18 protein-coding genes and 1 tRNA gene are annotated in these 22,163 nt (G+C 63.2%); 9 read left to right on the top strand and 10 right to left on the bottom strand.

All coding sequences use genetic code 11. From position 1 onward, the window contains the following. The first annotated feature begins 121 nt into the window (after positions 1-121). A tRNA-Leu gene (locus K8I61_04875) sits at positions 122-205 on the top strand. A gap of 61 nt (positions 206-266) precedes the next feature. Here K8I61_04875 and K8I61_04870 read toward each other — a convergent pair. Beyond that, on the bottom strand, positions 267-1,754 hold the full coding sequence (locus K8I61_04870) for a hypothetical protein (GenBank protein ID MBZ0271346.1): 1,488 nt from the start codon (positions 1,752-1,754) through the stop codon (positions 267-269). A gap of 222 nt (positions 1,755-1,976) precedes the next feature. Between K8I61_04870 and K8I61_04865 the strand changes: the two genes are divergently transcribed. The 3 genes from K8I61_04865 to nth all read left to right on the top strand — a co-directional run bounded on the left by K8I61_04865 (position 1,977) and on the right by nth (position 6,791). Next, complete coding sequence (locus K8I61_04865) at positions 1,977-3,638, top strand: hypothetical protein (protein MBZ0271345.1); 1,662 nt, start codon at positions 1,977-1,979, stop codon at positions 3,636-3,638. Positions 3,639-3,895: 257 nt separating this feature from the next. After that, positions 3,896-5,974, top strand: coding sequence for an elongation factor G (fusA, locus tag K8I61_04860; GenBank protein MBZ0271344.1), 2,079 nt, complete (start codon positions 3,896-3,898; stop codon positions 5,972-5,974). 121 nt (positions 5,975-6,095) lie between these two features. After that, positions 6,096-6,791 (top strand): endonuclease III, encoded by a 696-nt coding sequence (gene nth, locus K8I61_04855; protein ID MBZ0271343.1) that lies wholly within the window; start codon positions 6,096-6,098, stop codon positions 6,789-6,791. Here the strand turns inward: nth and K8I61_04850 are convergent. Beyond that, positions 6,788-7,150: a helix-turn-helix domain-containing protein gene (locus K8I61_04850; GenBank protein ID MBZ0271342.1), complete on the bottom strand. Its 363-nt coding sequence runs from the start codon at positions 7,148-7,150 to the stop codon at positions 6,788-6,790. The genes nth and K8I61_04850 overlap by 4 nt on opposite strands. Positions 7,151-7,507: 357 nt before the next feature. Here K8I61_04850 and cysS point away from each other — a divergent pair, with 357 nt between their 5' ends. Then, positions 7,508-8,977, top strand: coding sequence for a cysteine--tRNA ligase (cysS, locus tag K8I61_04845; GenBank protein MBZ0271341.1), 1,470 nt, complete (start codon positions 7,508-7,510; stop codon positions 8,975-8,977). 181 nt (positions 8,978-9,158) lie between these two features. Here the strand turns inward: cysS and K8I61_04840 are convergent, their stop codons facing one another. From K8I61_04840 to K8I61_04820, 5 genes are all read right to left on the bottom strand, one after another. Next, positions 9,159-9,917: an EI24 domain-containing protein gene (locus K8I61_04840; GenBank protein ID MBZ0271340.1), complete on the bottom strand. Its 759-nt coding sequence runs from the start codon at positions 9,915-9,917 to the stop codon at positions 9,159-9,161. Next, positions 9,914-11,158 (bottom strand): hypothetical protein, encoded by a 1,245-nt coding sequence (locus tag K8I61_04835; protein ID MBZ0271339.1) that lies wholly within the window; start codon positions 11,156-11,158, stop codon positions 9,914-9,916. The genes K8I61_04840 and K8I61_04835 overlap by 4 nt, the downstream gene beginning before the upstream one ends. Positions 11,159-11,160: 2 nt before the next feature. Then, positions 11,161-12,423 (bottom strand): hypothetical protein, encoded by a 1,263-nt coding sequence (locus K8I61_04830; protein MBZ0271338.1) that lies wholly within the window; start codon positions 12,421-12,423, stop codon positions 11,161-11,163. A 138-nt stretch (positions 12,424-12,561) separates the two neighbouring features. Further along, positions 12,562-14,820 carry a beta-propeller domain-containing protein gene (locus K8I61_04825; GenBank protein MBZ0271337.1) on the bottom strand — a complete coding sequence of 753 codons (2,259 nt, stop codon included), beginning with the start codon at positions 14,818-14,820 and terminating at the stop codon, positions 12,562-12,564. Between the two features lie 234 nt (positions 14,821-15,054). After that, the gene (locus K8I61_04820; GenBank protein ID MBZ0271336.1) at positions 15,055-16,641 is read right to left on the bottom strand and encodes a tetratricopeptide repeat protein; all 1,587 of its coding nucleotides are present in this window, start codon (positions 16,639-16,641) and stop codon (positions 15,055-15,057) included. Positions 16,642-16,812: 171 nt separating this feature from the next. On the opposite strand from K8I61_04820, the gene K8I61_04815 reads away from it, so the two are divergent. Beyond that, on the top strand, positions 16,813-17,226 hold the full coding sequence (locus K8I61_04815; GenBank protein MBZ0271335.1) for a nuclear transport factor 2 family protein: 414 nt from the start codon (positions 16,813-16,815) through the stop codon (positions 17,224-17,226). A gap of 87 nt (positions 17,227-17,313) precedes the next feature. On the opposite strand, the gene trxA is transcribed toward K8I61_04815, so the two are convergent. The 3 genes from trxA to mnmA form a co-directional block, all read right to left on the bottom strand. Then, positions 17,314-17,637 carry a thioredoxin gene (gene trxA / locus K8I61_04810; protein ID MBZ0271334.1) on the bottom strand — a complete coding sequence of 108 codons (324 nt, stop codon included), beginning with the start codon at positions 17,635-17,637 and terminating at the stop codon, positions 17,314-17,316. Between the two features lie 141 nt (positions 17,638-17,778). Next, positions 17,779-19,128, bottom strand: a complete 1,350-nt coding sequence (gene mtaB / locus K8I61_04805; GenBank protein MBZ0271333.1) for a tRNA (N(6)-L-threonylcarbamoyladenosine(37)-C(2))-methylthiotransferase MtaB — start codon at positions 19,126-19,128, stop codon at positions 17,779-17,781. Beyond that, positions 19,125-20,243: a tRNA 2-thiouridine(34) synthase MnmA gene (gene mnmA / locus K8I61_04800; protein ID MBZ0271332.1), complete on the bottom strand. Its 1,119-nt coding sequence runs from the start codon at positions 20,241-20,243 to the stop codon at positions 19,125-19,127. Before mnmA ends, mtaB begins: the two co-directional genes overlap by 4 nt. A 179-nt stretch (positions 20,244-20,422) precedes the next feature. Here mnmA and K8I61_04795 point away from each other — a divergent pair, with 179 nt between their 5' ends. The 3 genes from K8I61_04795 to K8I61_04785 all read left to right on the top strand — a co-directional run bounded on the left by K8I61_04795 (position 20,423) and on the right by K8I61_04785 (position 22,162). Then, positions 20,423-20,704, top strand: a complete 282-nt coding sequence (locus K8I61_04795; protein ID MBZ0271331.1) for a BrnT family toxin — start codon at positions 20,423-20,425, stop codon at positions 20,702-20,704. Continuing rightward, complete coding sequence (locus K8I61_04790; protein ID MBZ0271330.1) at positions 20,701-20,994, top strand: BrnA antitoxin family protein; 294 nt, start codon at positions 20,701-20,703, stop codon at positions 20,992-20,994. Before K8I61_04795 ends, K8I61_04790 begins: the two co-directional genes overlap by 4 nt. Before the next feature lie 91 nt (positions 20,995-21,085). Beyond that, on the top strand, positions 21,086-22,162 hold the full coding sequence (locus K8I61_04785) for a carotenoid biosynthesis protein (GenBank protein ID MBZ0271329.1): 1,077 nt from the start codon (positions 21,086-21,088) through the stop codon (positions 22,160-22,162). Position 22,163 lies beyond the last annotated feature (1 nt).

Raw genomic sequence — 22,163 nt, 5'->3', positions numbered from 1 at the left:
CCGCGGAAGGCGCACCGGCGACGTCCGCTCCGGCGGCCGAAGCCGAGGCTTCACCGACCGGCGGCGAGTGATAAAATCAAGACGCGGCGCGGCCCGACGCGCGCTGTTGTTGAGAATGGACGCAGAAGTGGTGGAATTGGTAGACGCGCCAGCTTGAGGGGCTGGTATCCGAAAGGATGTGGGGGTTCGAGTCCCCCCTTCTGCACATCGACCAACGCAAAACGGCCGCCGCAAGATCGGTGGCCGTTGGTGTTTGGGAACGCGGTTCAACGCCGGCGATTTTTGCGCGTTTCCCGATGGGTCTTTGCCATCGTCCCCGCGCTTTCCGGCCGTTCGTAAAGCGCGTCGGGCCACCCGGTAAGCGGGCCGGTTTTCGCCATCAGGCGTTTGGGCATTTTTTCGCGCTTCATCCCGGCGAGGATCGGAAGAAAACGGGCGGGTTGGTGTCTGCGGCTCTTGGTCAGGAAGGCGTCGATCTTGAGATCACGCAATTCGCGCATGAGACGCCGGTGGTGCGTGCGTCCCCACGGGCTCGCCGCCAGATCGCGAAGCGGCACGTTGTGCGGAAGATGCCGGTTCGGGTTGGAAAGCAGCGTGTGAAACGGCATGTAGACCGTGCCGGGATACGCCGCGACCGTGGCGTTCAGGCGTTTTACGGCATGCCGCATCGAGCGCGTCGGAACCTGCTTCCACAGCGGATGCCCGAGTGCGAACGGATAGCCGCCCATCACGAGCATGACGGCGACGACCATCGTCGCGAGAATGGCGCGCGCCGCGTTTGTTTGCGGCAGTTGGTGCGCGTATTCGCGCGCAAGCCGCGCGCCAAAAACAACGGCGCCCGCGACCATCGCCATCGCCGCGGGGATGAGCGAATTGTGATACGCGCCGTCGATCCGCCAGATCGCGACCGCGAGGATCACGCCCGCGCCGATGAAGTAGAACCACGGTTCGCCGAAAATCTCTCGCCACGCACGCCGTGCCAGGCGCGTGACGAGGTACGCCGCGATGAGTGCGAGATGGACGCCGAAATGTTTCGCGAGCCAGAGCGCGAAGAGGGAATAACGCTCGGCACGAATGTGATGATGCGCGACCATGTCGATGGTGTATTTCCACATCCAGCCGTCGCTTGCGTCGTTGATCGCGAAAACAGCGATTGCGGACAACGCGGATGCGATGAGCGCCGCGACGATGCCCCGCCAAAGGCTCGAGGGCAGGAATGCAAAGACCAGCACGGGAATGAACGCGATCTGCGTCTGCTTGCCGAGAACCGAAAGCGCCATCAACGCACCCGCCGCGACGGCGGATATCCACGTCGGGCGCAGCACGGGAAGGACAAAGGCAGCGAAGCCGAGCGCGAGCGGCAGTGAATCGACGCGCGCCAAATCCCAGTAGGCGCCGGTCAGTCCGTAAGTTGCGAAGAACAATCCCGCCGCGACGGCGCCCGCGATGCGGCCGCGCCCTTCCCTTTTGCCGAACGCGAAAAACAGCGCGCCGACACCAAGCGCCGAAAGAAACGAGACGAGCCGGCCCGTCCACCACGCGGGTTCGCCGATAACGCGCATCAGCAACGCGACGGCGTGAAACCAGAGCGGGAAATACGGCGGTGCGATCGCGGAGAGTGACGGCTCGACGTAGAGCGGCTCGCCGGTTGCGACGCGCCACGCCTGAAGGAGCATCTGCCCTTCCATGATCTCGAGATGGCCGGGATAAATCGCGCGCAAAGGAAACTGCGCGACGAATTGCGCGGCTGGCAAACAGGCGATCAGGGCAGCGGGGATCAACCACGTCCGGCGCACGCACACCTCCGATCGGCGGCCTCATATCACCCCGCGAGTCCGCGAGCAAATCGGCGCGTCACGTCGAAAACGGGGACACGCCGGATAGAATAGTAACGCATCTAACAATTTATGACGTTTGAACCGCCGGCGTTTGGGGCAAGGCGCATGATTTGGTCGCACAAAAATTCGGAGGGAGTCATGCGGCGCGCCAATTTTGTCGTTGTGGTGGTCGCTTTCTTTGTGAGCCTTCTAACCGACGTCGCCCTCGCAGGCTATTATTGGCCGCGCGACGGGAACTCGAACGGTTGGGATTATTTCGTCGATCATTATGACAACATGGGGAATCACCTGGGCATCGCCGGGATGGTTTTCAACGACGTGACCGGACGCTGGGAATCCCCGACCGGCGATCCGCCCGCCTGGATCGGCAAGGACGCGGACGGCTGGAAAATCGTGGCTCAACCATTCAACGGAGCCGACGGATTTTCGCAGAATCCGAAACTCGCGTTGCATCCCTCGATCGACGATCTCCTCGATGCGGGTTCCTCGAAGAACTGGCGCTACCGGATCAATATGCGCGCGCTTCCCGGTGGCGCGTCGGTTCGGGTGTTCATCGTGCCGTCGGACGGAGTGACCGGCGAACCGATCGTCGATTCGCTGGACAAGGAATACCTTTTTGGGTCCGAGCACAACCCGATCATCTACGGCCCCGACCAGCCCATCCGCTGCGAATTTCCCGTGACGATCGGCGAAGGCGACGACGGTTCCGACATGCAGGAGTGCGACTGGATCATCCTCGAGATCGACGACCCCACGCCCCTTGACGACGACGATGACGACGGCGGAGGAGGCGAGGACGACGACGATGATGATGACGATGACGATGACGATGATGACGATGATCTCGTCGTGTTCGCGTCGGACCAGTGCCCGCTTTTGTCCGAGATCGTGGCGGTGCCGCACGGATCGGACTTTATCGAATTGTACAACCCGACCCCTTTCTGGATCGGCTTGGGCAACATCTATTTGTCCAACAGCGATCTGTATTACGGCGTCGTCACGCAGGATGCCTCCGTCGATACGAAATCCGGTTCGGGCGGATATTTTAACGCGCGGTTTCCAACGGACACCCACGGGATCGATCCTGGCGACGTCGTTGTTGTCTCCCTCGACGGCTCGGAGAGTTTCGAGGCGGCCTACGGATTCAAACCGGACTACGAACTCTTCGAGGACGGAGGCGGCGACGACGGCGTGCCGGAGATGTGGCAGGCGTTCCCGGGGTCGATCGCCGATCAGGGCGACCTGTTCCAGTCCGGTCCCGCCGTCGTCACCTACTGGTGGCACCACAACAACGACCTAGTGTGCGACTGTGACATCGCGGGCTTCGGCGACAAATCCGGATTTATCGACAAGACGGGCGTCTCGATCGACGGCATCGATATGGACGCCGCCGAAAGCGTGTACGAAGACGACACCGCCGCCGCGGATCAGGATCTTATCGACGCCGCTCCGAACCCGACGGGAGAGAGCTTCCAGCGTTGCGACGAGACGGAAGGCGACGAGGTCAAGACCGGCGACAATAACGGATGCGAATTCATGGCGGGCGAAAGCCACGACGAGACGAGCGAGAATCTTTCGGTGACCTGGACAGTGGACGTGCCCTCCCCCGGCGATACGAACGACTGCCTCGGCGATGACGACGATGACTCTGACGACGACGATGACTCCGACGATGACTCCGACGATGACGACGACGACCAGGCCGGCGACGACGATAATGAGGACGACGACGATCAGGCCGACGATGACGACGACGACGATAACGATGACGACGACGGATGCGGGGCCTGCGGTTGCTGAGATAGCCACAAACGAAACGCGACACCGGCGCATGACCGCGAGGGGCGGCCCACGGCCTGGCGCGCTTGCGCCGGCGACGCCGCCGATCGCGCGAATCTTCGATTCCCGCGCCGCCTTGCGCTCACCTTTGGCGCTCACTAATATTCGGGCTCGTTTGCTCGCGTTTTGACTCCCGCAGGCCGAATCTCGCCGCCCGCGTTTCCGAAACGGAATGCACCGGACGGCCGATCCGCGTCCGGCGTTTTCGGAGGCCATCCATGAAAAGTGTGGAATCGACCAGGCTGCGCAACGTCGCTCTCATCGGCCACGGCGCGACGGGCAAGACCTCGCTTGTCGAGGCGATGATGTACCTTTGCGGCGTGACCAACCGCATGGGCCGCGTCGAGGACGGCAACACCGTCAGCGATTTCGAGGCGGAGGAAAAATCGCGCGGATACTCGATCAGCGCGACCGCCGTTTATTGCGACTGGAAAAAGCAGCGCGTCAACCTGGTCGACGCTCCGGGCGGCGCAAATTTCGTGACCGAAGCCCTGTGGGCGTTGCAGGTCGCGGACGCGGCACTCATCACGATTTGCGCGGCCAGCGGCGTCGAGGTGCAGACGGAGAGGTTCTGGAATGCCGCCGCCGAACGCAATCTGCCCCGCGCGTTTTTCGTCAACAAGCTCGATCGCGAGCGCGCGGATTTCGACCGCACGCTCGACGACATCCGCGAATCGTTCAAGATCAGCGTCGTACCGCTGACGATTCCGATCGGCCAGGAAGCCGGTTTTGCCGGTGTGGTCGATGTGCTCGAGAAGAAGGCTTACAAGTTCAACGATAAGGGCGAGGCGCAGCCGATCGACATGCCCGGTGACCTCACCGACCGCGTCGAGGAGTTGCGCATCGCCGCGCTCGAGGCCATTGCGGAAAACGACGAGGCGTTGATGGAGAAGTATCTCGGCGGCGAGGAACTTACGCACGACGAGATTTTCTCCGTCTTGAAAAAAGCCGTAGCCGCGGGCGCGGCGTATCCGGTTCTTTGCGGATCCGCGATCAAGAACGCGGGGCTGCCGTTTTTGCTCGACCTTTGCGTCGACGCGTTTCCAAGCCCCCTCGAGCGCCCGGCCGCCGTCGGCAAGAATCCGCGCACGAACACCGAGGAAACGCGCGAAAGTTCGCCCGATGCGCCGTTTTCGGCGATCGTCTTCAAGAACAATTCGTTGTTCGCCGGCGGTCTGTCGGTCGCCCGCGTCCTTTCTGGCGAGGTCGGCGCCGAGGGAACGGCGCTCAATCCGAACACCGGCACGCAAGAGCGCATGGGCGGCCTTGTGAAGATTCAGGGCAAGAACACCGAAAATCTGGAACGGGCGGTCGTCGGCGACATCGTCGGCCTGACCAAGCTGAAGCACACGCGCGTCGGCGATACGCTGTGCGACGAGAAGCACGAGATCGTTTACGACCTCATCACCGTGCCGCCGCCGCGCATTTCGTTCTCGGTGCATCCGAAAGTCAAAGGCGACGAGGACAAGGTGATCGGCAGCCTCCTGAAGATCGCCGAGGACGACCCGACGCTGCGCGTCGTGAAAGACGCGCAGACGCATGAGGTCGTGCTTTCCGGCATGGGCACGGGGCACATCGAGGTGACGATGGAAAAACTCGCGCGCCGCTACAAGCAGGAGGCGGAACTCGGATTGCCGAAGATCCCGTATCTGGAGACGGTGAAAGGCAAGGCGACGACGCGCTACCGTCACCGCAAGCAATCCGGCGGGCGCGGGCAGTTCGGCGAGTGCGAGATCATCGTCGCGCCGCTTCCGCGCGGCGGCGGCTACGAGTTCCACGACAAGATCGTCGGCGGGGTGATTCCCAAGACGTTTATCCCCGCCGTGGACAAGGGAATCCGCGAGGCGTCCGAACGCGGGCCGGTCGCGGGCTTCCCGACGGTGGATTTCCAGGTCGATCTTGTCGACGGCAAAACGCACGACGTCGATAGCTCCGAGCAAGCCTTCAAGATGGCCGGTTCGATGGCGTTCAAGGAAGCGGTCCTGAAGGCGAATCCGACCCTGCTCGAACCCGTGTACAAAATGGAAATCGTCGCGCCGGAGGAGAACACCGGCGACATCATGGGCGATCTGTCGAGCCGGCGCGGCCAGGTTCAGGGTTTCGAGACAATCGGCAAGAACACCGTCGTGCGCGCGATGGTGCCGCTAGCCGAGATCCTGCGTTACGAACCCGACCTGCGCTCGATGACCAGCGGCCGCGGCGCTTATCTGGCGGAATTCGATCACTATCAGGAGCTACCGCACGAGCTGGCGCAAAAAATCATCGAGCAGGCGAAAAAGGATCGCGACGAGGAGTGAGCTCGCGCGGAAAACGGAATGAAGGCGTGCGCGGATGGACCGCCGTTGATATGTCCATGATATCTATTCGGTCCATCATGTCCAATTTGTCCATGAGCACCGCGCGGGACCGTGCCCGCGCATGAACCCATCCGCCCCGCCCGCCGAGCGCAAAAAACACGCGCGCGCCATCTGGCGGCTGCTCGCGCGCGAGTATCCCGACGTCAAATGCGCGCTCAACTATCGAACGCCGATGCAGCTTCTCGTCGCGACGATCCTGTCCGCGCAGTGCACCGACGCGCGCGTTAACATGGTCACGCCCGCGTTGTTCGCGAAATATCCGGACGCGAAGTCGTTCGCGAAGGCGAAGCCCGAGGAGCTTGAGGCCGCGATCCGGTCGACCGGCTTTTACAAGAACAAGGCGCGCTCGATCATGGGCGCGGCGGCGGCGATCCTGAACAGGCACGACGGCCAGGTTCCCGTGACGATGGAGGATCTCGTCAAGCTGCCCGGCGTGGGGCGAAAGACCGCGAACGTCGTGCTTGGCAACGCCTTCAACACCCCGGGCATCACCGTCGATACGCACATGCAGCGCGTATCAAAACGCATCGGGCTCACGGACGAAACCGATCCGGTGAAGATCGAGTTTGACTTGAACGAATTGATTCCGCGCGCCGACTGGACGCACTTCTCGCACGCGATCATCCACCACGGCCAACGCATCTGCGACGCGCGCAAGCCGCGGTGCGTGGATTGCGTGGTCCGAAAATACTGCCGCGCTTTCGCCACGGGCGACCTGCCGCGCGGGGCGGTGACGGAAAGGCTTTCCGCGCGTTAATCGCGGTATTCCGAAATCAGGACATCCGCGGGAATCCCGAGACCGCGGTGCAGCTTACGAATCATCGCCAGGCTCATCGGACGGCGCCCGCTTAGCACCTCGGAAACGCGTCCGCGCGAGCCGATGAAAGGCTCCAATTCCTTGCGCGTCAGCCCCATCTGCTCCATCCGAAACCGGATCGCTTCGACGGGATCGGGCGCGTCAATCGGGAAATGTCCGGTTTCAAAGGCATCGACCAACGTTGCCAAAACGTCGAGTTCGTCAAATTCGGGCGTACCGGGCTGGGCGTCCATGATTTCTTCGATACGCTTCAACGCCTTGCGATGATCGCGCTCGTTTCGAATCGGCTTGATATCCATTTTTTCAAATCTCCATTGCGTCTATTTGATCGTGGGCGGCGTGCGTGCCGTTTGCGTTTCGATTCGCGTGTTGGCAGAATCCGGCGCCGTCGCTGGCATACGCTGCCGTCAACCGGGCACGGCCAGATCCTTCGCTTCGCTCAGGATGACGGACGCCGTGCCAGGATGACGGACGCAGTGCCAGGATGACGGACGCGGGCTTAGCATGACGGATGAGGTCTGCGGTTGTCGATCGTTGGACTGCGGTCGCCGCTCGCCAGTCGTCCATTGTCGGTCGCCGTTTGTCCGTGACGGCGCGTGGTAGCCCGCGCGCTGACGCTTGCGGCTCTGACATCGCAATCGCTTTTTGGAGCATTCATGGCCCTTCGGATTTACAACACGATGACGCAGCAGAAGGAGGAGTTCTCCCCCCTCGAGCCGGGGCGCGTGCGGATCTACGTCTGCGGCGTCACGGTATACGACCGCTGCCACGTTGGTCACGCTCGCAGCCAGGTCGTGTTCGACACCGTCGTGCGCTACCTGCGTCATAAGGGGTTTCAGGTCGATTACGCGCGCAACTTCACGGACGTCGACGACAAGATCATCAATCGCGCGAACGAGCAGGGGCGGCCGTGGCATGAGCTCGTCGCCGATAATATCGACGCGTTTTACGCGGACATGGATCCCCTTGGCATCGCCCGGCCGACGTTCGAGCCGCGCGCGACCGACCACATCCCGCAGATGATCGCGCTCATCGAAAAGCTCGTCGCCGCGCGTCTCGCGTATCCTCTCGAGGGCGATGTCTATTACAGCGCGCGCAAGTTCCCGGGTTACGGCAAGCTGTCCAAGAAGAATCTCGACGACCTGATCGCCGGCGAGCGCGTGGACGTCGACGAACGCAAGCAGCATCCCGCGGATTTCGCGCTCTGGAAGGCGAGCAAACCCGGCGAGCCGAGTTGGCCGTCGCCCTGGGGGCCGGGGCGGCCAGGCTGGCACATCGAGTGCTCCGCGATGAGCGCGCATCTTCTGGGCCAGCCTTTCGACATCCACGGGGGCGGGCGCGACCTGATGTTTCCGCATCACGAAAACGAGATCGCGCAAACCGAGGGCGCGACCGGCCAGGCGCTCGCGAAGGTCTGGATGCACAACGGTTTCGTGCAGTTCAACCACGAGAAGATGGCCAAATCGACGGGCAACTTCTTCACGATCCGCACGGTGCTCGACAACTACGCCGCGGAAACGCTGCGTTATTTCCTTTTGTCCGCACACTACCGCAGCCCGCTCGACTACAGCGAACAGATCGTCCTTGAGGCGCAGGCCGGCGTGGATCGTCTGTATGCCGCGTACGACGCGCTCGTGCGCGAGGCCGGCGACGCGTCGCTCGACGAAGGCGCGCTGAACGCAAGGCAAACCGAACTGCTTGGCGAGGTCCGCGAGGCGCGCGCGGCGTTTTTCGTGGCGATGGACGACGACTTCAACACCGCGAAGGCCACCGGGCACATGTTTGAAATCGCCCGCGCAGTGAACGCGGTGACATCCGACGCGAACGCGGGCGCCGCGCCCGGCCGCGCGATGCTGATGACAGAGCTTGGCCGCGTCTTCCGCGAGATGAATGACGTCCTTGGCATCTGCCTGTCCGCGCCGGCGGACTACTTCACCGCTCGCTCCGGGCGGGCGCTGAAAAAGCGGAATCTGTCCGCGGACGGCATCGAGGCGAAGATCAAGGCGCGCGCGGACGCACGTGCGGCGCGCGATTTCGCCAGGGCCGACGCCATCCGCGACGAGCTCGCCGAGGCGGGGATCATCATCAAGGACTCGCCGTCGGGCACGACCTGGACGGTGAAGTGAAAAGGCTGGAAGACCGAAAGACTGAAAGACTGAAAGACTGGAACGTCATCACAAAAGCGTAAACATCCCCCTAACCACCCTGCGGTCAATTCGAGTGCGCACTTGTCATCCTGAGCGCGCTTTCGTCATCCTGAGCGAAGCGAAGGATCTGGCCGGCTCCTGACGACGGCAACTCCTTCGCTCACGCCTTCGACGGCGCGGCCAGCGCGGGATTCTGCATCACGATATCGCCGACAAGGATCGTCGCCCCGGCGACGGACGCGGGCATCATGATGAAATTCAAAAGCGGCACGAACATGTAGAGCGAGATCACGGCGCCAAACGCGAGCGCCGCGCCGAGATTCGCGGACACGAAATTTCGCTTCGCGCGAAAGTCGAGCTTGCGTCGTTCGAGCGGAATGTCCCAGAACTCCCACGCGAAAAAATACGCCGTGACGAAAAGCTGCAATGGCGCGCCGACGATCTGCCCCAGGACCGGGATGAAATAGATGACGATGCACACCGCCTGCACGAACAGAAACATCAACAGAAAGCGAATCTGCGTGCCGACGATGCGCGGTATGTCCGCGAGAAACGACAAGCCGTCCGGCGCGGGCGTGCCCAAGCGCTCGGCGTCGATTTTTTCGCTCAGCACTTCTAGAAATGGCCCGGCGATCACAAGGCCGACCGCGGTAAAAGTGAACAGCAGAATGAGCCCGAAGATCGCGCCGATCACGACGCCGAGCGCGTAGTAGAGAATCCGTTCCCACCACGCGTCGGGGTTTTCAAACACCCAGCCGAGAATATCCGGCAGCTTCGCGAAGAAGACCCATCCGCCCGCGACGTACACGACGGTATTGATCAAAACCGGTATGCCGTACCAACGCAGCAGGTTGGGATGCGTCCGCAGGAAGCGGATGCCGGCAAGCGGCGCCTTGAGACCGGCGAGCGCCCCGCTCATGCGGCCTCGTCCGGGAGATACTCGTCGATGAAGTTGACCAGATCGATGATCGACAGAAGAAACGCGCGCAGTCCGTCGTGCGACGGGTTCGCAAAAAACGGGCCGATGTCGATCGTGATGAATCCGGGCAGGCCGTCGATGACAAGCGGGCGCGGCCCCTCGCCGATGACGATCGGCAGAACGTCGAGCGCGCGCAGCAACGCATTGAGATCCGAGGCGCTAAGGGGGTTGCGCGCGTTCGGATCGATGTCCTTCGGTGACTCGTCGTAAAACGCAACCGCGAGCGCCGCCGCGGTGATGTCGATGGCGACCGCCAATTCCGCGGGCAGGTCGAAGCTCGTACCGACGTAAATCGGCTCGTCGCGTGCGTCGTATCGATTGTCGTGATCGAAATCGTCAAAACGGAATTGATCGTCGCCCTGGGTGTCGCGCTCCAGGGCCAAGGCGTCGAACGCGTACGTCATTCGCGCAAAGGCGTCGCCAAAGGCGACGCCCGCGGTCTGCATGGGGGTGACGCCGTTTTCGTCAAGCGCGAGAAAATCGGGGTATTGCTCGCTCGCCATCATCCCCTCGACCAAGTCCAGCACGGCGGCGATCGTCTCAAAGGTCGAGAGCCCCGCGAAATCCGGCAACGCGAGCGCATTGATGTCGAAGTTCAAATCGTGCGCCAAAAGCAGCTCGACGACGCCGTAAAAAAGCGCGTTGACGGCGCCGAGCGCGTGCACGTCCGTCACGTCGAACTCGCCGGAAAACGAGAACAACTCGATAGTCGAGACGCGCAGCGCGTAGCGCGGAAAGTCGTATTGAAAATCCGCCGCCGCGACGAGGAAGGCGTAGTGCGTCTCGTTGGTGGAAAGCGGCGTCAGCATCGTGTCGCGAAAAAAGTCGTGCAGCAAATCGCCGATGAGCACTTTGTCCTTGGCGGTCGACTTCGCGCCTCCCAGGTCAAGCTCGGACAAAAGCTTCGCCAACTCATCGACGATATTGGTCACCTGCATGATCTGCGACAGGAACAGGCCCAGCGTCGCCTCGACGTTGTCACCGTCCTTCTTGAGCGCGGCCTTGAACGCCTCGGCGGCCTCGGCGCCGCGCTCGTCGGCAAGATATTCTTTTCCGATCGCGATGATCTCGGACACGCTCGGGTCATCGAGAAACGCTTCGTCGTCGTTGCAACCCGATGCCGCGACGCAAATCGCGACGATCGCGACGACGAGCGTGAATCGGCGCGCCGCGTCACGCATGGCTACGACTCGTCGGTGGCAAGCGCGTTGGCCAGGCAAAAAACAAGCCGCGCCGTGTCGTCCGGATAATCGACGGCGCACCCGAGCAATTCAACGACGAAGTCCTTGAAGAGTTCCGGGCGCGGATCGAGGAAGTAGCCGCCGAAATCGAGATCGACGGACGGCAACAACGGCGGCAGATCGTCGAACAGATCGTTCACGAGCGAAAGATCAAACGGATCGGGCTCGCCGGGATGCACGTCTATCTCCGTGCCGTCCCAGAAGCTGTCGCGCGCCTCCTCCAGAATAACGAGCAGCGCGGGAATGTCGTCCATGAGATCGCGCGAGAAGGGATCAAGATCGGCGAAGCGATACGGCTCGCTCGGATCGTGTACGTGGTTGTCGATGATGACGACGTACCCGAAAGGCCCGACGGCGTCCGTGACGGTCGTCAACGCCTCGATCATCATGTCGCAGAAGCGGCCGAGCGCCAGCCCCGCGCGGGGCATGCGGTATTCGGACTCGGCGTTGTCGAGCAGGAATCCAGGGTGATTCGGATCGGTGAGAAGCTCGAGGACGACGCCAAGCAGATAGCCGGTCGATTCGTCGGCGGGAAGCCTCGACGAAACGAGAATCGCGTCCATCAGCGACGCGAAGTCAAAACCGAAATCCGTCGCGATGATCGTATCCACGAGCGCGCGCAAGGCGTGCGCGAACGCGCCGGAAAACGCGACATCCGCGGAATCCCAATCGCCCGTCAATTTGAGAAGCGGTTGTTCCTCGAACACAAGCGGAATGGGGCCGACCTCGAAGGCGATGCCCTTGTCCGCGGCGGCGACATCATACGCATCGATGAGCTCCGCAAGCGGGTCGTCGAAGATCTGGGAAAGCAGCATCCGCAAAATCGTGCCGCTGTCCGTGCCCTCCGGCGTGCGGTGATGCGATTTTTCGCGCGCGCGATATGGCGCGTCCGCGTCCGACTCGGGGACTTCCTGGCCCGCAAGCGCCGCGCCGAAATCGATCGCGTCGTCGGCCAGGATCAGCAGCTTTTGCGCGGTCGCGATCGCGACGCCGAGATACGCGTTCGAATCGCCCGGACGAAGGCGCTCGGCTTCATAAAACCGCCGGGCCGCGTCGCGCCCCTCGCCGGCTTCGAGCAGGCGTTTGCCGTCCGCCATGAGCAAATCGTATTGCGGATCGGGCGGATCGCCCTCCTGACTCGCCTGGCACGCGACAAAAGCGGCGACGGCCGCGGCAAGCGCAACGATGACGGCGATGCGGGGCACGAATCCTCCGGTGAACGACGCGACATTCTGGAAACATGCCGGTGCGCTGTCAAACCGCCCGGGCAGCCGGCAGACGATTCGAGCACAAAAAAAGACCGCGCGAGGCGGCCTTTTTTTTTCTCAAATCGTCGTCGTGTTTCAGTCGCCGACGGGTTCGTCCTCCGGAACGCCGTCACCGCCGCCGGTCGAACCGCCGCCGCTCCATCCGTCACCCCAGGCGTCTTCCGCGCTATACGGCAGCGCGATCGATGCCAGGTCTTCGAACGTTTCGAGGCTCGTCGCGACGAGCGCCGCGTCGGACAGGCTGTAAATCGCGTCGCCGATAACAAGGCCGCGGCGCGTGATCGGTACCTCGCCGAACCAGTCGCTGCCGGCTTCGGCGGAAAGGTCCGTATGCTCGACGGCGCCCCACTCCGAGAATCCCTCCGCGACGTTGAAGCGATACACCGCGAGGAACGAACGACCTGTCGCCTCGTCCGCGCCGTCCGCCGGCTCATCGCCCTGCTCGGCCGGCGGCGGAGCGGCATCGCCGGATTTCGCGCCCTCGCCGCCTTCGCTGCCAGGTACGTCCTCGCCGCCCTCGTCCCAACCGTATTCGACGACCGGAATGGCCAGAAGCTCCGCCGGCGGATAGTAGAGAAACGCCTTGGGGTCGTAGACCGCCGGCGAATAGACATCCCAACCCGTCGCGACGAGTTCCTCGAACGTGCGTACAGGATTCGCCGCGTCCGCCACGTCGAAGACCTGCAACAGCACGCCGCCGGTCAGCCCATTTTCATCGCCGGCCTCGCCGATCGTGACGATGTGGTTATCATCGACCGGGTGGATGTATGTCGAAAAGCCGGGAATCTCGAGTTCGCCCGCGACCCGCGGATCGGTCGGGTCCGACAGGTCGATGACAAACAGCGGATCGGTCTGCTCGAAAGTCACCACGTAACCGCGCTCGCCGAAGAAGCGCGCGGACTTCAGTTCCTCACCCGGCGCGATACCGCGAATTTCGCCGGCGACCTCAAGAAGGCCGTCCGCGGGACGCAGCACGTACACCATGCTCGAAAGCTCCTCGCCCCACCATCCGGTCGACGCGGCGACGCGCAGGTTGCCCTCGAATTCGCTCATCGAGAACTGGTTGAGCACGAAGCCATCGATCTCGCCGGTGCCGACGTAACTGGCCTGCGTCGCGCCGGCGGGCGTCGCGAATTTGTGGATCATCGAGCGGCGCACGTCCTCGCCGATCCACTCATGGACGGCGGACGCCTCTTCCGCGACGTACAGCGAATCGGTCGTGGCGTAGAGAAGCTGCCCGTCGGCGAGCAAGCCGACGTCTTCCTGCTTGTCGTACGGCTGGGATAGATCGATCGTCAGGATCGTCGAGACCGCGCCGCCCAGCGGCTCCTGGGGGCGGTAATAATCAGCGCACTTCGAAAGAAACCCGGCGCTCATCTCGCCACCGGCCCGACGATCGAAATAGCGCGGGATCCAGTCCTCCAGCGTTGAGGACTCGATGGCCGCGCGCGCGTCGTCGAGCATCTCGCCGACCGCCTGGTCGAACGCCGCGTCGTCTTCGGGCACGCCACCGTCGAAATACGACCACGGATCGACCCAGTTTTCGATCGCGTCCGTGAACGGTCGCGAGACGAGCACGATGCGAACCAGGTTGTCCACGCGGCGCGCGCTGACATACGAGCCCTCGGCATAAAGCGTGCGCAAAACGCGCGGCGACGCGCGGTCCGCGATGTCGACGATCTGCGTCACGAAGATCGACGTTCCAAGTTCCTCGCGCGGTAATTCCGGCCAGACATCGTCGGGCAATTCGCCCGGCGCGGTCGTCGAGAAGATAATGGCGAGGTCGGCGGCCACGAACAGCTCGCGCGGATGACCGGCAAGGGCAAGGCGCGCGGCCTCATGCATTTGGGCGGCGGGCCGCGCATCCGCGATGATGAAATTTCCGCCGGCAAGCAGATAGATCCACTCGCCGTCGGTCTTGACGATGTCGGCCTCGTCGACCCCCTGCTCCTGGACGTTTGTGTCGGAGTGGTCGTCATCGGCCCCATCGCCCGATTCGCCATTCGGATCGCCGGGGGCGTCGTCGTCGCCGCCTGTGGCATTATCGCCCTCGGCGCCGCCCATCGCGTCGTCGGATTCGCGCGCGCCGTCGATGGCCTGAGCCGCGGCGCGCTCGACCTGCGTCAACGCGACGAGGCGCATCCAGTCGAGGACTTCCTCGCAGTCCTGGCAGCGTACCAGACCCAGAGCCCGGGAGGCGGTGTCCTCGTCGCCCGACGAGCCGGCCGAATGATTTTGACAGGCCGTGCCGAGAAACGCGATCGCAATGATCACAAACGCCAGCGCAGCCGCGCCGATCAATCGCAAGAGATGGTTGGGCAGCGTCGAATTCACGTATCGTCTCCCGCGGGGCAATCGGGTGCGGCCTTGCCCGGGCGCACCACGCCCGCCGAAATTTCTTCCAAATTCAAGATTCAAGCAACAGGCGTGCCTAACGTTAAAAGACTTGATTTTCTTGCGGTTTTTCTTCGGGTAGCCTAATGCAAGTGTCGGATTTTCCCTCAGTTTTTCGATGTTTCCGCGAAAATCTGACGGTCCAACCGCGCCGGCGAACGAAATACCGGAGATTCAAAACGCGGCGCCAAACGCGACGGCAACGACGTTTTTCTGCCAGCGATAATCCGACAGGGAATCGTTGCGCGCGTGCCGGAACATAAGCTGGCCATAGATAAAACTGACAAAGTCGTAGCGCAAACCCAGGTCCAGCGAAAGGCGCTGATCCCGCCGGTTGCCGATGTGATTGACGTAATCCTGGTATCGAAACTCGACCGCCCCGCTCGATGTGAGATCGCGGCGCAGCGGCACGCTCATGCCGTAAAAAAGACGCCCGCCGTAATAATCATACAGATCGCTGGCGGCGCTGTTTTGCAAATACCCAAGTTCAATCGCCGCCTTCGCGCCGGCCGGCCGCGCCGGCTCGAACAACTGCGCGACGGTCGGCTCGACGGCGACGCCATCGCGCGCGTCAAAATCCGGAAACGCCTTTTGCCGGAAGGCGACGCTGGCCCGCGTGGCCGTTCGCGCCGATTCGACGAGCGTGGCGCTTGGCTCGATCTCCTGCGCCACCTCGTAACGATCCGTGCCCAAAAATACGTCGCTGATCTCGTACCCGATCCCCACGTGAAACTCGGGCATCGCATGGCGCACCCGCACCTGGCTGTCGAGCGAAAACGCGTTCACCAGCAGATCGAATTCGCGGATCGCGTCGTCCTGGTCGGCAAGGTGAACGCTCTGGAAGAAATGAAACCCGGCGCCGACGTAACCATCCGGCGTGCGCCAGGGATAAACCGTCCCTTCGAACATGCCGAACGCATACGCGCCGTCTTCACCCGCGACAATGTCGTCCGCGGGCTCGTAGAGAACATTGGTGTCATACGCCGCGCCCAGCTCAACGCCGATTTCCCACCACTTGTAGCGCCTGGCGCGCGCCTGGGCCTCGTCGAGGATCCGCGCCGCCACCCGTTCGAGAGCCGGGTCGTCCGCCGTATCGACGACGATCTCCAGCTCGTCGACGGCCTCGCGGTAATCCTCCAGTTCGAAATACGTGACGCCAAGATAAAAGCGGCTGTTCGGATGCGTTTCGGGAAGCTCGGCGACCGCGAATTCCAGATCGCGCCGCGCCGACTCCCATTCGCCGATCTTGAAGCGGCTCGCGCCGCGGTAAAAGCGCAACATCGGCTCGTCGAAACCCGCGTCCGACGCGCCGTCGAACGAATCGAGCGCGTCGCGATAGCGACCCTGGCGATAGGCGATCAGCCCGACCAGGAACCGCGCGCGCGCGTGCACCGGGTCAATGCGCAAGGCACGGCGCAGCGCCGAGATCGCGCGATCCCATCGTTCGAGATGAATGGCCGACTCGGCGAACGCGACAAGCAACGCGGTATCGTCGGGAGCCGAACGCAGCGCGCGCGCGAAATAGGAAAACGCGCGCTCGAAGTCCTCCTGCTCGAACGCCATCAGGCCGAGCGTATGGTGAAAGTCCCGGTCAGGATTGGCGGAAAGTTCGTCCGGCGGCGCGTGCGGATCGGCATCCGCCGGGACGGGCTCGACATCCTGCGCCAGGGCGTTCAGCGCGCCGGGAAAAAACGCCACGAACGCCATCACGACGGCCGCGCCAAGCGCGTTGACAGACGATCGATACCCTTTTGGCGGCACGCGAGTCCTGAACCTTTTTCTTTCGGCAGGAGTATAAGGCGGCGAGCATTGTTCGCGCCGGTCGGACGCAAGTCAATCTTGGCGCGTGGTGCGCCTTACCGCGCGCCGAAATTCCCGGAGGCCGGAGCCCTTGATCCGTCTATATTCCGACGGGAACAAGGGGGTTTCGTCATGGCTAGAAAATCCGTCGAAAACGAGATCATGGAACTTGAGAAGAAATATTGGCAGGCGATGAAGGATAACGACGCGCAAACCTGCGCGTCCCTGACCGACGAGCCTTGCCTGCTGGCCGGACCGCAGGGGGCGGCCAGCATCGGCCGGGACGCGCTCGTCAGCATGTTCAATGACGGCAAATGGACGCTGAAGGACTTCCAGTTCCGGGGCGAACCCAAGGTCCGGATGCTCGGCCGAAACGCCGCGGTCGTCGCCTATCAGGTTCACGAAACAGGCGAGATCGATGGCCGGCCGTTTGAACTGGACGCTGCCGAGAGCTCGACGTGGGTGCGTCACAACGGGCAATGGCTGTGCGCGGCGCATTCGGAATCGCTGATCGGCGATCCCTTCGGCCGCGATCGCAACGCCTGATCGAATCGACTCGCGTGCATACGGAAACGGCGCTTCGAGCCAATCGAAGCGCCGGGATTCCGCGTTACGCGGGTTGGCGGGCCGCGCCTAGAGCTGGCCTTTGACGAACTGCTCGAGGCGAGCCTTCGGTGCCGCGCCGACCATCTGGTCCGCCGGTCCGCCGCCCTTGAAGATGATCAGCGTCGGGATGCCGCGAACCTTGTAGTTCATCGCGGTCTCCTGATTTTCGTCGACGTTCAGCTTGCCGACCTTCACCTGGCCGGCATATTCGGACGCCAGCTCCTCGACGATGGGGCTGACCATGCGGCACGGGCCGCACCACGGCGCCCAGAAATCGACGAGAACGGGAACGTCGGACTCAAGCACTTCCTTCTGGAAGTTGCCGTCGGTCAGGGTCATGACATTGGCCATTTTTCCTCCCAAATGAGAGCCGCCGCGCCGCGTCAACGGCGGGCGGACCTTTTCCCAAAGGTAAGTCCGCCGGGGGGCCGCGTCAACGTGGCGCACAGGAATCCGCGTTTTCAACACGAACGCACAAAAGGCACAAATTCGTCACGGCCGTAATTCCTGCGTGGCTTTCGTGGCTTTTGTGCTTTTGTGTTGAAAAGAAGCCCCCCGCGCGCCCAGAAGCACCCTCTTCCCGCCCTCGCCCGACGTGCCCGTGACGCGAACGTCGTATTCCTCACCCGGTTCGATGTCGCCGGAAATGCGTACCGGCAGGTAGTTGCGCGCTATCGCCTCGTATTCGCCGTCGCGGTAGCGGATCGCGAGCGCGGAAAGCTCCCGACCCACAAAGCGCGCGGCGAAATCCGCCCACTTGCGGTTGCCGATCTCACGCAGGCGACGCCCGCGCGCGCGGACGATCGGGCCGGCCACGTGCGCATCCATCGCCGACGCCGCCGTGCCCGGGCGATCCGAATACGGGAACACGTGCAGGTGATGGATCGGCGCCTGCTCCACGAGACGGCAGGTCGCGGCGAACGCGGCCTCGTCCTCGCCCGGGAATCCCACGATGACATCCGCGCCGATGAGCACGTCCGGCAGGGCCTCAGCCACCGCACGCACGCGCGAAAGATACCGCGCTGCCGTGTACGGGCGACGCATTCGCGCCAGCACGCCGTCGTCCCCCGACTGAAGCGGGATGTGGAAATGCGGGCACAAGCGCGGATTGTCGGCAGCCAGGCGAATCAGCTCGTCGCGCACCTCCATCGGTTCGATGGAAGACAGGCGCAGGCGCGCAAGATCGGTATCGGCGAGGATCGCGCGAACGAGGCGCGTCAACGATTCGCGGCGTGCGAGATCCTTGCCGAACTTGCCCAGGTGCACGCCCGTCACGACGACCTCGCGATAGCCCGCCGCGACAAGCCCGCGCACGTCCTCGACGATGCGCGCGATCTCGCGGCTGCGGCTCTGCCCGCGCACGGTCGGGATGATGCAGTACGCGCACGTCTTGTCGCAGCCGTCCTGCACCTTCAGGAACGCGCGTGCGCGGTCGCACACCTCGATGGAGCCCTCGCCGAAAAACGCGTCGCGTTCCTTCGCGCTCGCGATGACGGGGCGCCCTTCGATTTTCGCGCGGATCGTCTCCGCGGCAAGCGTCTTTTGATCCTGCCCGATGACAAGATGCGCCCGCTCCTGCCCCGACGCGCCCGCCGGCGACAGGCAGCCGGTCAGCACGACGAGCGCGCGGGGGTGCGTTGTGCGGGCCTGGGAGACGAGCCGGCGCACGTCCTTGTCCGCGCCGCTCGTGACCGTGCACGAGTTCACGACAACCACGTCAGGCGCCGCGCCGTCGGCGGGCGCGACGAAACCCGCGTCCGCCAGATCGCGCTCGAGCGCCGCGGTATCGAGCTGGTTGACCTTGCAGCCGATCGTGCGTGTCACGAAGGAGTACGCCGTCACGCCGCCCCCGCGTTTCCGGATGCGTCCGCGGATTCGGACAAGATCGCGCGGTCGATGAATCCGCCGCCGAGCACCACGTCGCCGGTGTACACGACGGCGGCCTGCCCGGGCGCCACGGCGCGCGCCGGCGCGTCGAAGTGCATCACGACGCCGTCGCCGTCCGGCGTGATCGTCGCCGCGACGCCGGGGTGGCGATGGCGGATCTTCACCACGCCACGCACGAGCGTATCGGGCGCGCCGTTCACCCAGCGGAAGCTCTCGCACGCAAGCCCGGCGGCGAACGTCTCGTCGGCGTGGCCGACGACGACGCGCTTGTCGGTTGCGTCAATGCGCACGACGTAGTGCGGCTCAGGGCCGAAACTGCCGAGGCCCTTTCGCTGGCCGACGGTGAACAGGTGATAGCCGTCGTGCCGGCCAAGGAGGTTGCCGTGCGTATCGACGATGTCGCCCGCGCCGTCGTTGGCCAAGGCAAATCGCGCCACGACCGCGTCGTATCGCCCGCTCGGCACAAAGCAGATGTCCTGGCTCTCCGGCTTTTCCGCGACTGGCAGGCGCAGTTCGGCGGCAAGCCGTCGCACCTCGTCCTTGACCAGATGACCGATGGGAAAGATCAGGCGATCAAGCTGCGTGGCGTTGATGGTGAAGAGAAAGTAGCTCTGGTCCTTGTCGCGATCGACGCCCGTCAGGAGGCGGCGCGTGCCGCCCGCATCGACGACGCGCGCGTAGTGTCCGGTGGCGAGCGCGTCGCAGCCGAGTTCGGTCGCGCGGCGCAGCATCCAGTCGAACTTCATACGGTCGTTGCACGCGACGCACGGGATCGGCGTGCGCCCGGCGAGATACGCCTCCGCGAACGGGCGGACGACCTCGTCTTCGAATCGCTCGGCGACGTTGAAGGTGTAGTGCGGAATGCCGATGGCATCGGCCACGCGGCGCGCGTCGTGGATGTCGTCGGGCGAGCAGCACGAGCCGCAGCGCGCGGATTCGGACCCCGCGACGACGCGCATCGTCGCGCCGATGACCTCCCAGCCTTCACGGGCAAGCAGTGCCGCCGCGACGGACGAATCCACCCCGCCGCTCATGGCGACCAGCACGCGCTTTCGGTTTGAGTCCGACATGATCTTCCGCGTTTTCGGTTCCTCGCGCGGATCGGCCGCGCAGGACCCCTGCTACTTACGCGCGGAGGACGAAATTCGCAAGCGAAATGCGGAATATTTCGTCCGTGTTTGGCAAAGTCTTATAACCTTTTGACAGAGGAACGGGTCGTAATCTATTGTATTACACGAAAGGGGCGCCGATGCGCGTTCGCGAGTTCGAATGGGACGAGGGAAACGAGTTGCATCTTGCGCTCGGTCACGGCATCGAGCCGGAAGAGGCGGAACAGGTGTTTGCACGTTCGCCGTTAATCAGGAAAACGAAAAAGGGCAACTACGCTGCCTTTGGCAAAACGAGCGCCGGCCGGCTCCTTGTGATCATTTTTGATCACAAAGGCTCGGGGTATGTGCGGGTAATAACCGGCTGGGACATGAAAGCCGCCGAACGCCGCTATTACCAGCATTGGGGAAAGGGAAAATCATGACGGGGAAAAAGAAAAAGACGGAAGATCTTGCCGACTACTACGATCGTCACGGTATTCTGAGTGAACTCGTCGACGAGCCGGTCGAATTCGCGCTCGACGAGGAATTGCGGGCTCAAATCCTGAAAGGTGAGCGAAAACGGCCGCTTAAGAATGTTTCCGTCAAGCTCGACGAAGCGCAAATCGTCGCTCTTCGGAAGATCGCGACACGCAAATCGATCCCCTATCAGACGCTCATCCGGCAGATCCTTGCGGCGGAGATCGCGAAAGAACTTCACTTGGGCGAGCGATAAGTCCCACAAAGTCGCGGCGACGATTCCGCGTTGACAGCCCCCGCGCCGGACGCAAGAATCGGCGTCCTCTCCTCTTGCCCCGGAACAGGCCGTGAACGCACCCGAGACCACCATCGACGCCGCCCCCGCTCCCGCCCCGGCATCGGCCGCCAAGGCGCTGAAGTCCCGTCTGGCGTGGACGGAATTCTGGACGCAGTTGCCGATCTGGTTCTTTTTCGTCGAGTCGCTCGGCCTTCTGCACTTCGCTATCGCGAACGTCCCCGAGGCCGAATACGCCAAGGCCGGCGTTTCGCGCGGGCAAATCGCCGTCACCGCCATCGCGCCGATGTTCTGGGTCGTGCTGTATTACGCCTTGCGCGCGACGGACCCCGATCGCCGCGCGCGATACGGCGCAAAAGCCCTGCTTCTGCCGGTCGCGATGGCGCTGACGCCCGTGGCGATCTGGTACGCCTACGCCCTCATCCCCGGCCTTCGCTTTGAGCTGTCGATGGTCGCGCTGACCGGCGCGTTCGAGGCGCTGCAGCTCGTGTGGATCACTCTCGTTCTCGTCCATTGCTTCGCGTTTCGCGGGCTGCGCGGCGTGCTGACGTTTTTCGTGATCGGCTGGGCGTACGGCCTTGTGCTCGAAAACGGCGGCATTGTCATGGGCTATTTCTTCGAGCCGCAATACAGTCTCTACCTGTGGCGCCTGCCCGCGCCGTTCGCGACGATGATGGGCTGGTGCATGGCGTTTTACGTGTGCGTGTGGATCGCGGAACGCTTCGGCGAGCGCCTCGCGTTCCTGAAAAAGCCCTTGCCTGCCGCGTTCTTGACGACGATCGTCGCGATCAGCCTGGACGTGCAGCTTGACCCTGTCGCTTCGCTGTCCGGGTTGTTCTGGCAATGGAACGAGCTTCTTCCCAAATGGTTCCTGACGGTTCCGTTCGCCAACTACCTCGCATGGTTTTGCGCGTTTCTGCCGTTTTCGTATGCCTATTTCGCCGCGAAGGCGACGGACGGCGGCCCCGAACCGCGCGTGTGCAACAAACGCCTTGCTCTTTCGATTCCCAACGTCATCGCCGCGGCGACGATTCTGTTTTTCGGCATCTCCTTTGTCGTGGAATGCGGTTTTGGCGGCCCGACCTATGCCGTGCTGAACCAGTTCCTCGACAAGATCATCCCGTACTAGA

Source organism: bacterium (genome assembly GCA_019912885.1).
In the GTDB taxonomy this organism is placed as follows: domain Bacteria; phylum Lernaellota; class Lernaellaia; order JACKCT01; family JACKCT01; genus JAIOHV01.
Note: the sequence above shows the minus strand (reverse complement) of the source record. Positions and strands in the feature narration are given on the sequence as shown.

Bases quoted from the DNA above. Each gene is read 5' to 3' on its own strand.
- K8I61_04865 (MBZ0271345.1), top strand. From the start codon at position 1,977: ATGCGGCGCGCCAATTTTGTCGTTGTGGTGGTCGCTTTCTTTGTGAGC.
- fusA (MBZ0271344.1), top strand. From the start codon at position 3,896: ATGAAAAGTGTGGAATCGACCAGGCTGCGCAACGTCGCTCTCATCGGC.
- nth (MBZ0271343.1), top strand. From the start codon at position 6,096: ATGAACCCATCCGCCCCGCCCGCCGAGCGCAAAAAACACGCGCGCGCC.
- K8I61_04850 (MBZ0271342.1), bottom strand. From the start codon at position 7,150: ATGGATATCAAGCCGATTCGAAACGAGCGCGATCATCGCAAGGCGTTG.
- cysS (MBZ0271341.1), top strand. From the start codon at position 7,508: ATGGCCCTTCGGATTTACAACACGATGACGCAGCAGAAGGAGGAGTTC.
- K8I61_04840 (MBZ0271340.1), bottom strand. From the start codon at position 9,917: ATGAGCGGGGCGCTCGCCGGTCTCAAGGCGCCGCTTGCCGGCATCCGC.
- K8I61_04835 (MBZ0271339.1), bottom strand. From the start codon at position 11,158: ATGCGTGACGCGGCGCGCCGATTCACGCTCGTCGTCGCGATCGTCGCG.
- K8I61_04815 (MBZ0271335.1), top strand. From the start codon at position 16,813: ATGGCTAGAAAATCCGTCGAAAACGAGATCATGGAACTTGAGAAGAAA.
- trxA (MBZ0271334.1), bottom strand. From the start codon at position 17,637: ATGGCCAATGTCATGACCCTGACCGACGGCAACTTCCAGAAGGAAGTG.
- mnmA (MBZ0271332.1), bottom strand. From the start codon at position 20,243: ATGTCGGACTCAAACCGAAAGCGCGTGCTGGTCGCCATGAGCGGCGGG.
- K8I61_04795 (MBZ0271331.1), top strand. From the start codon at position 20,423: ATGCGCGTTCGCGAGTTCGAATGGGACGAGGGAAACGAGTTGCATCTT.
- K8I61_04790 (MBZ0271330.1), top strand. From the start codon at position 20,701: ATGACGGGGAAAAAGAAAAAGACGGAAGATCTTGCCGACTACTACGAT.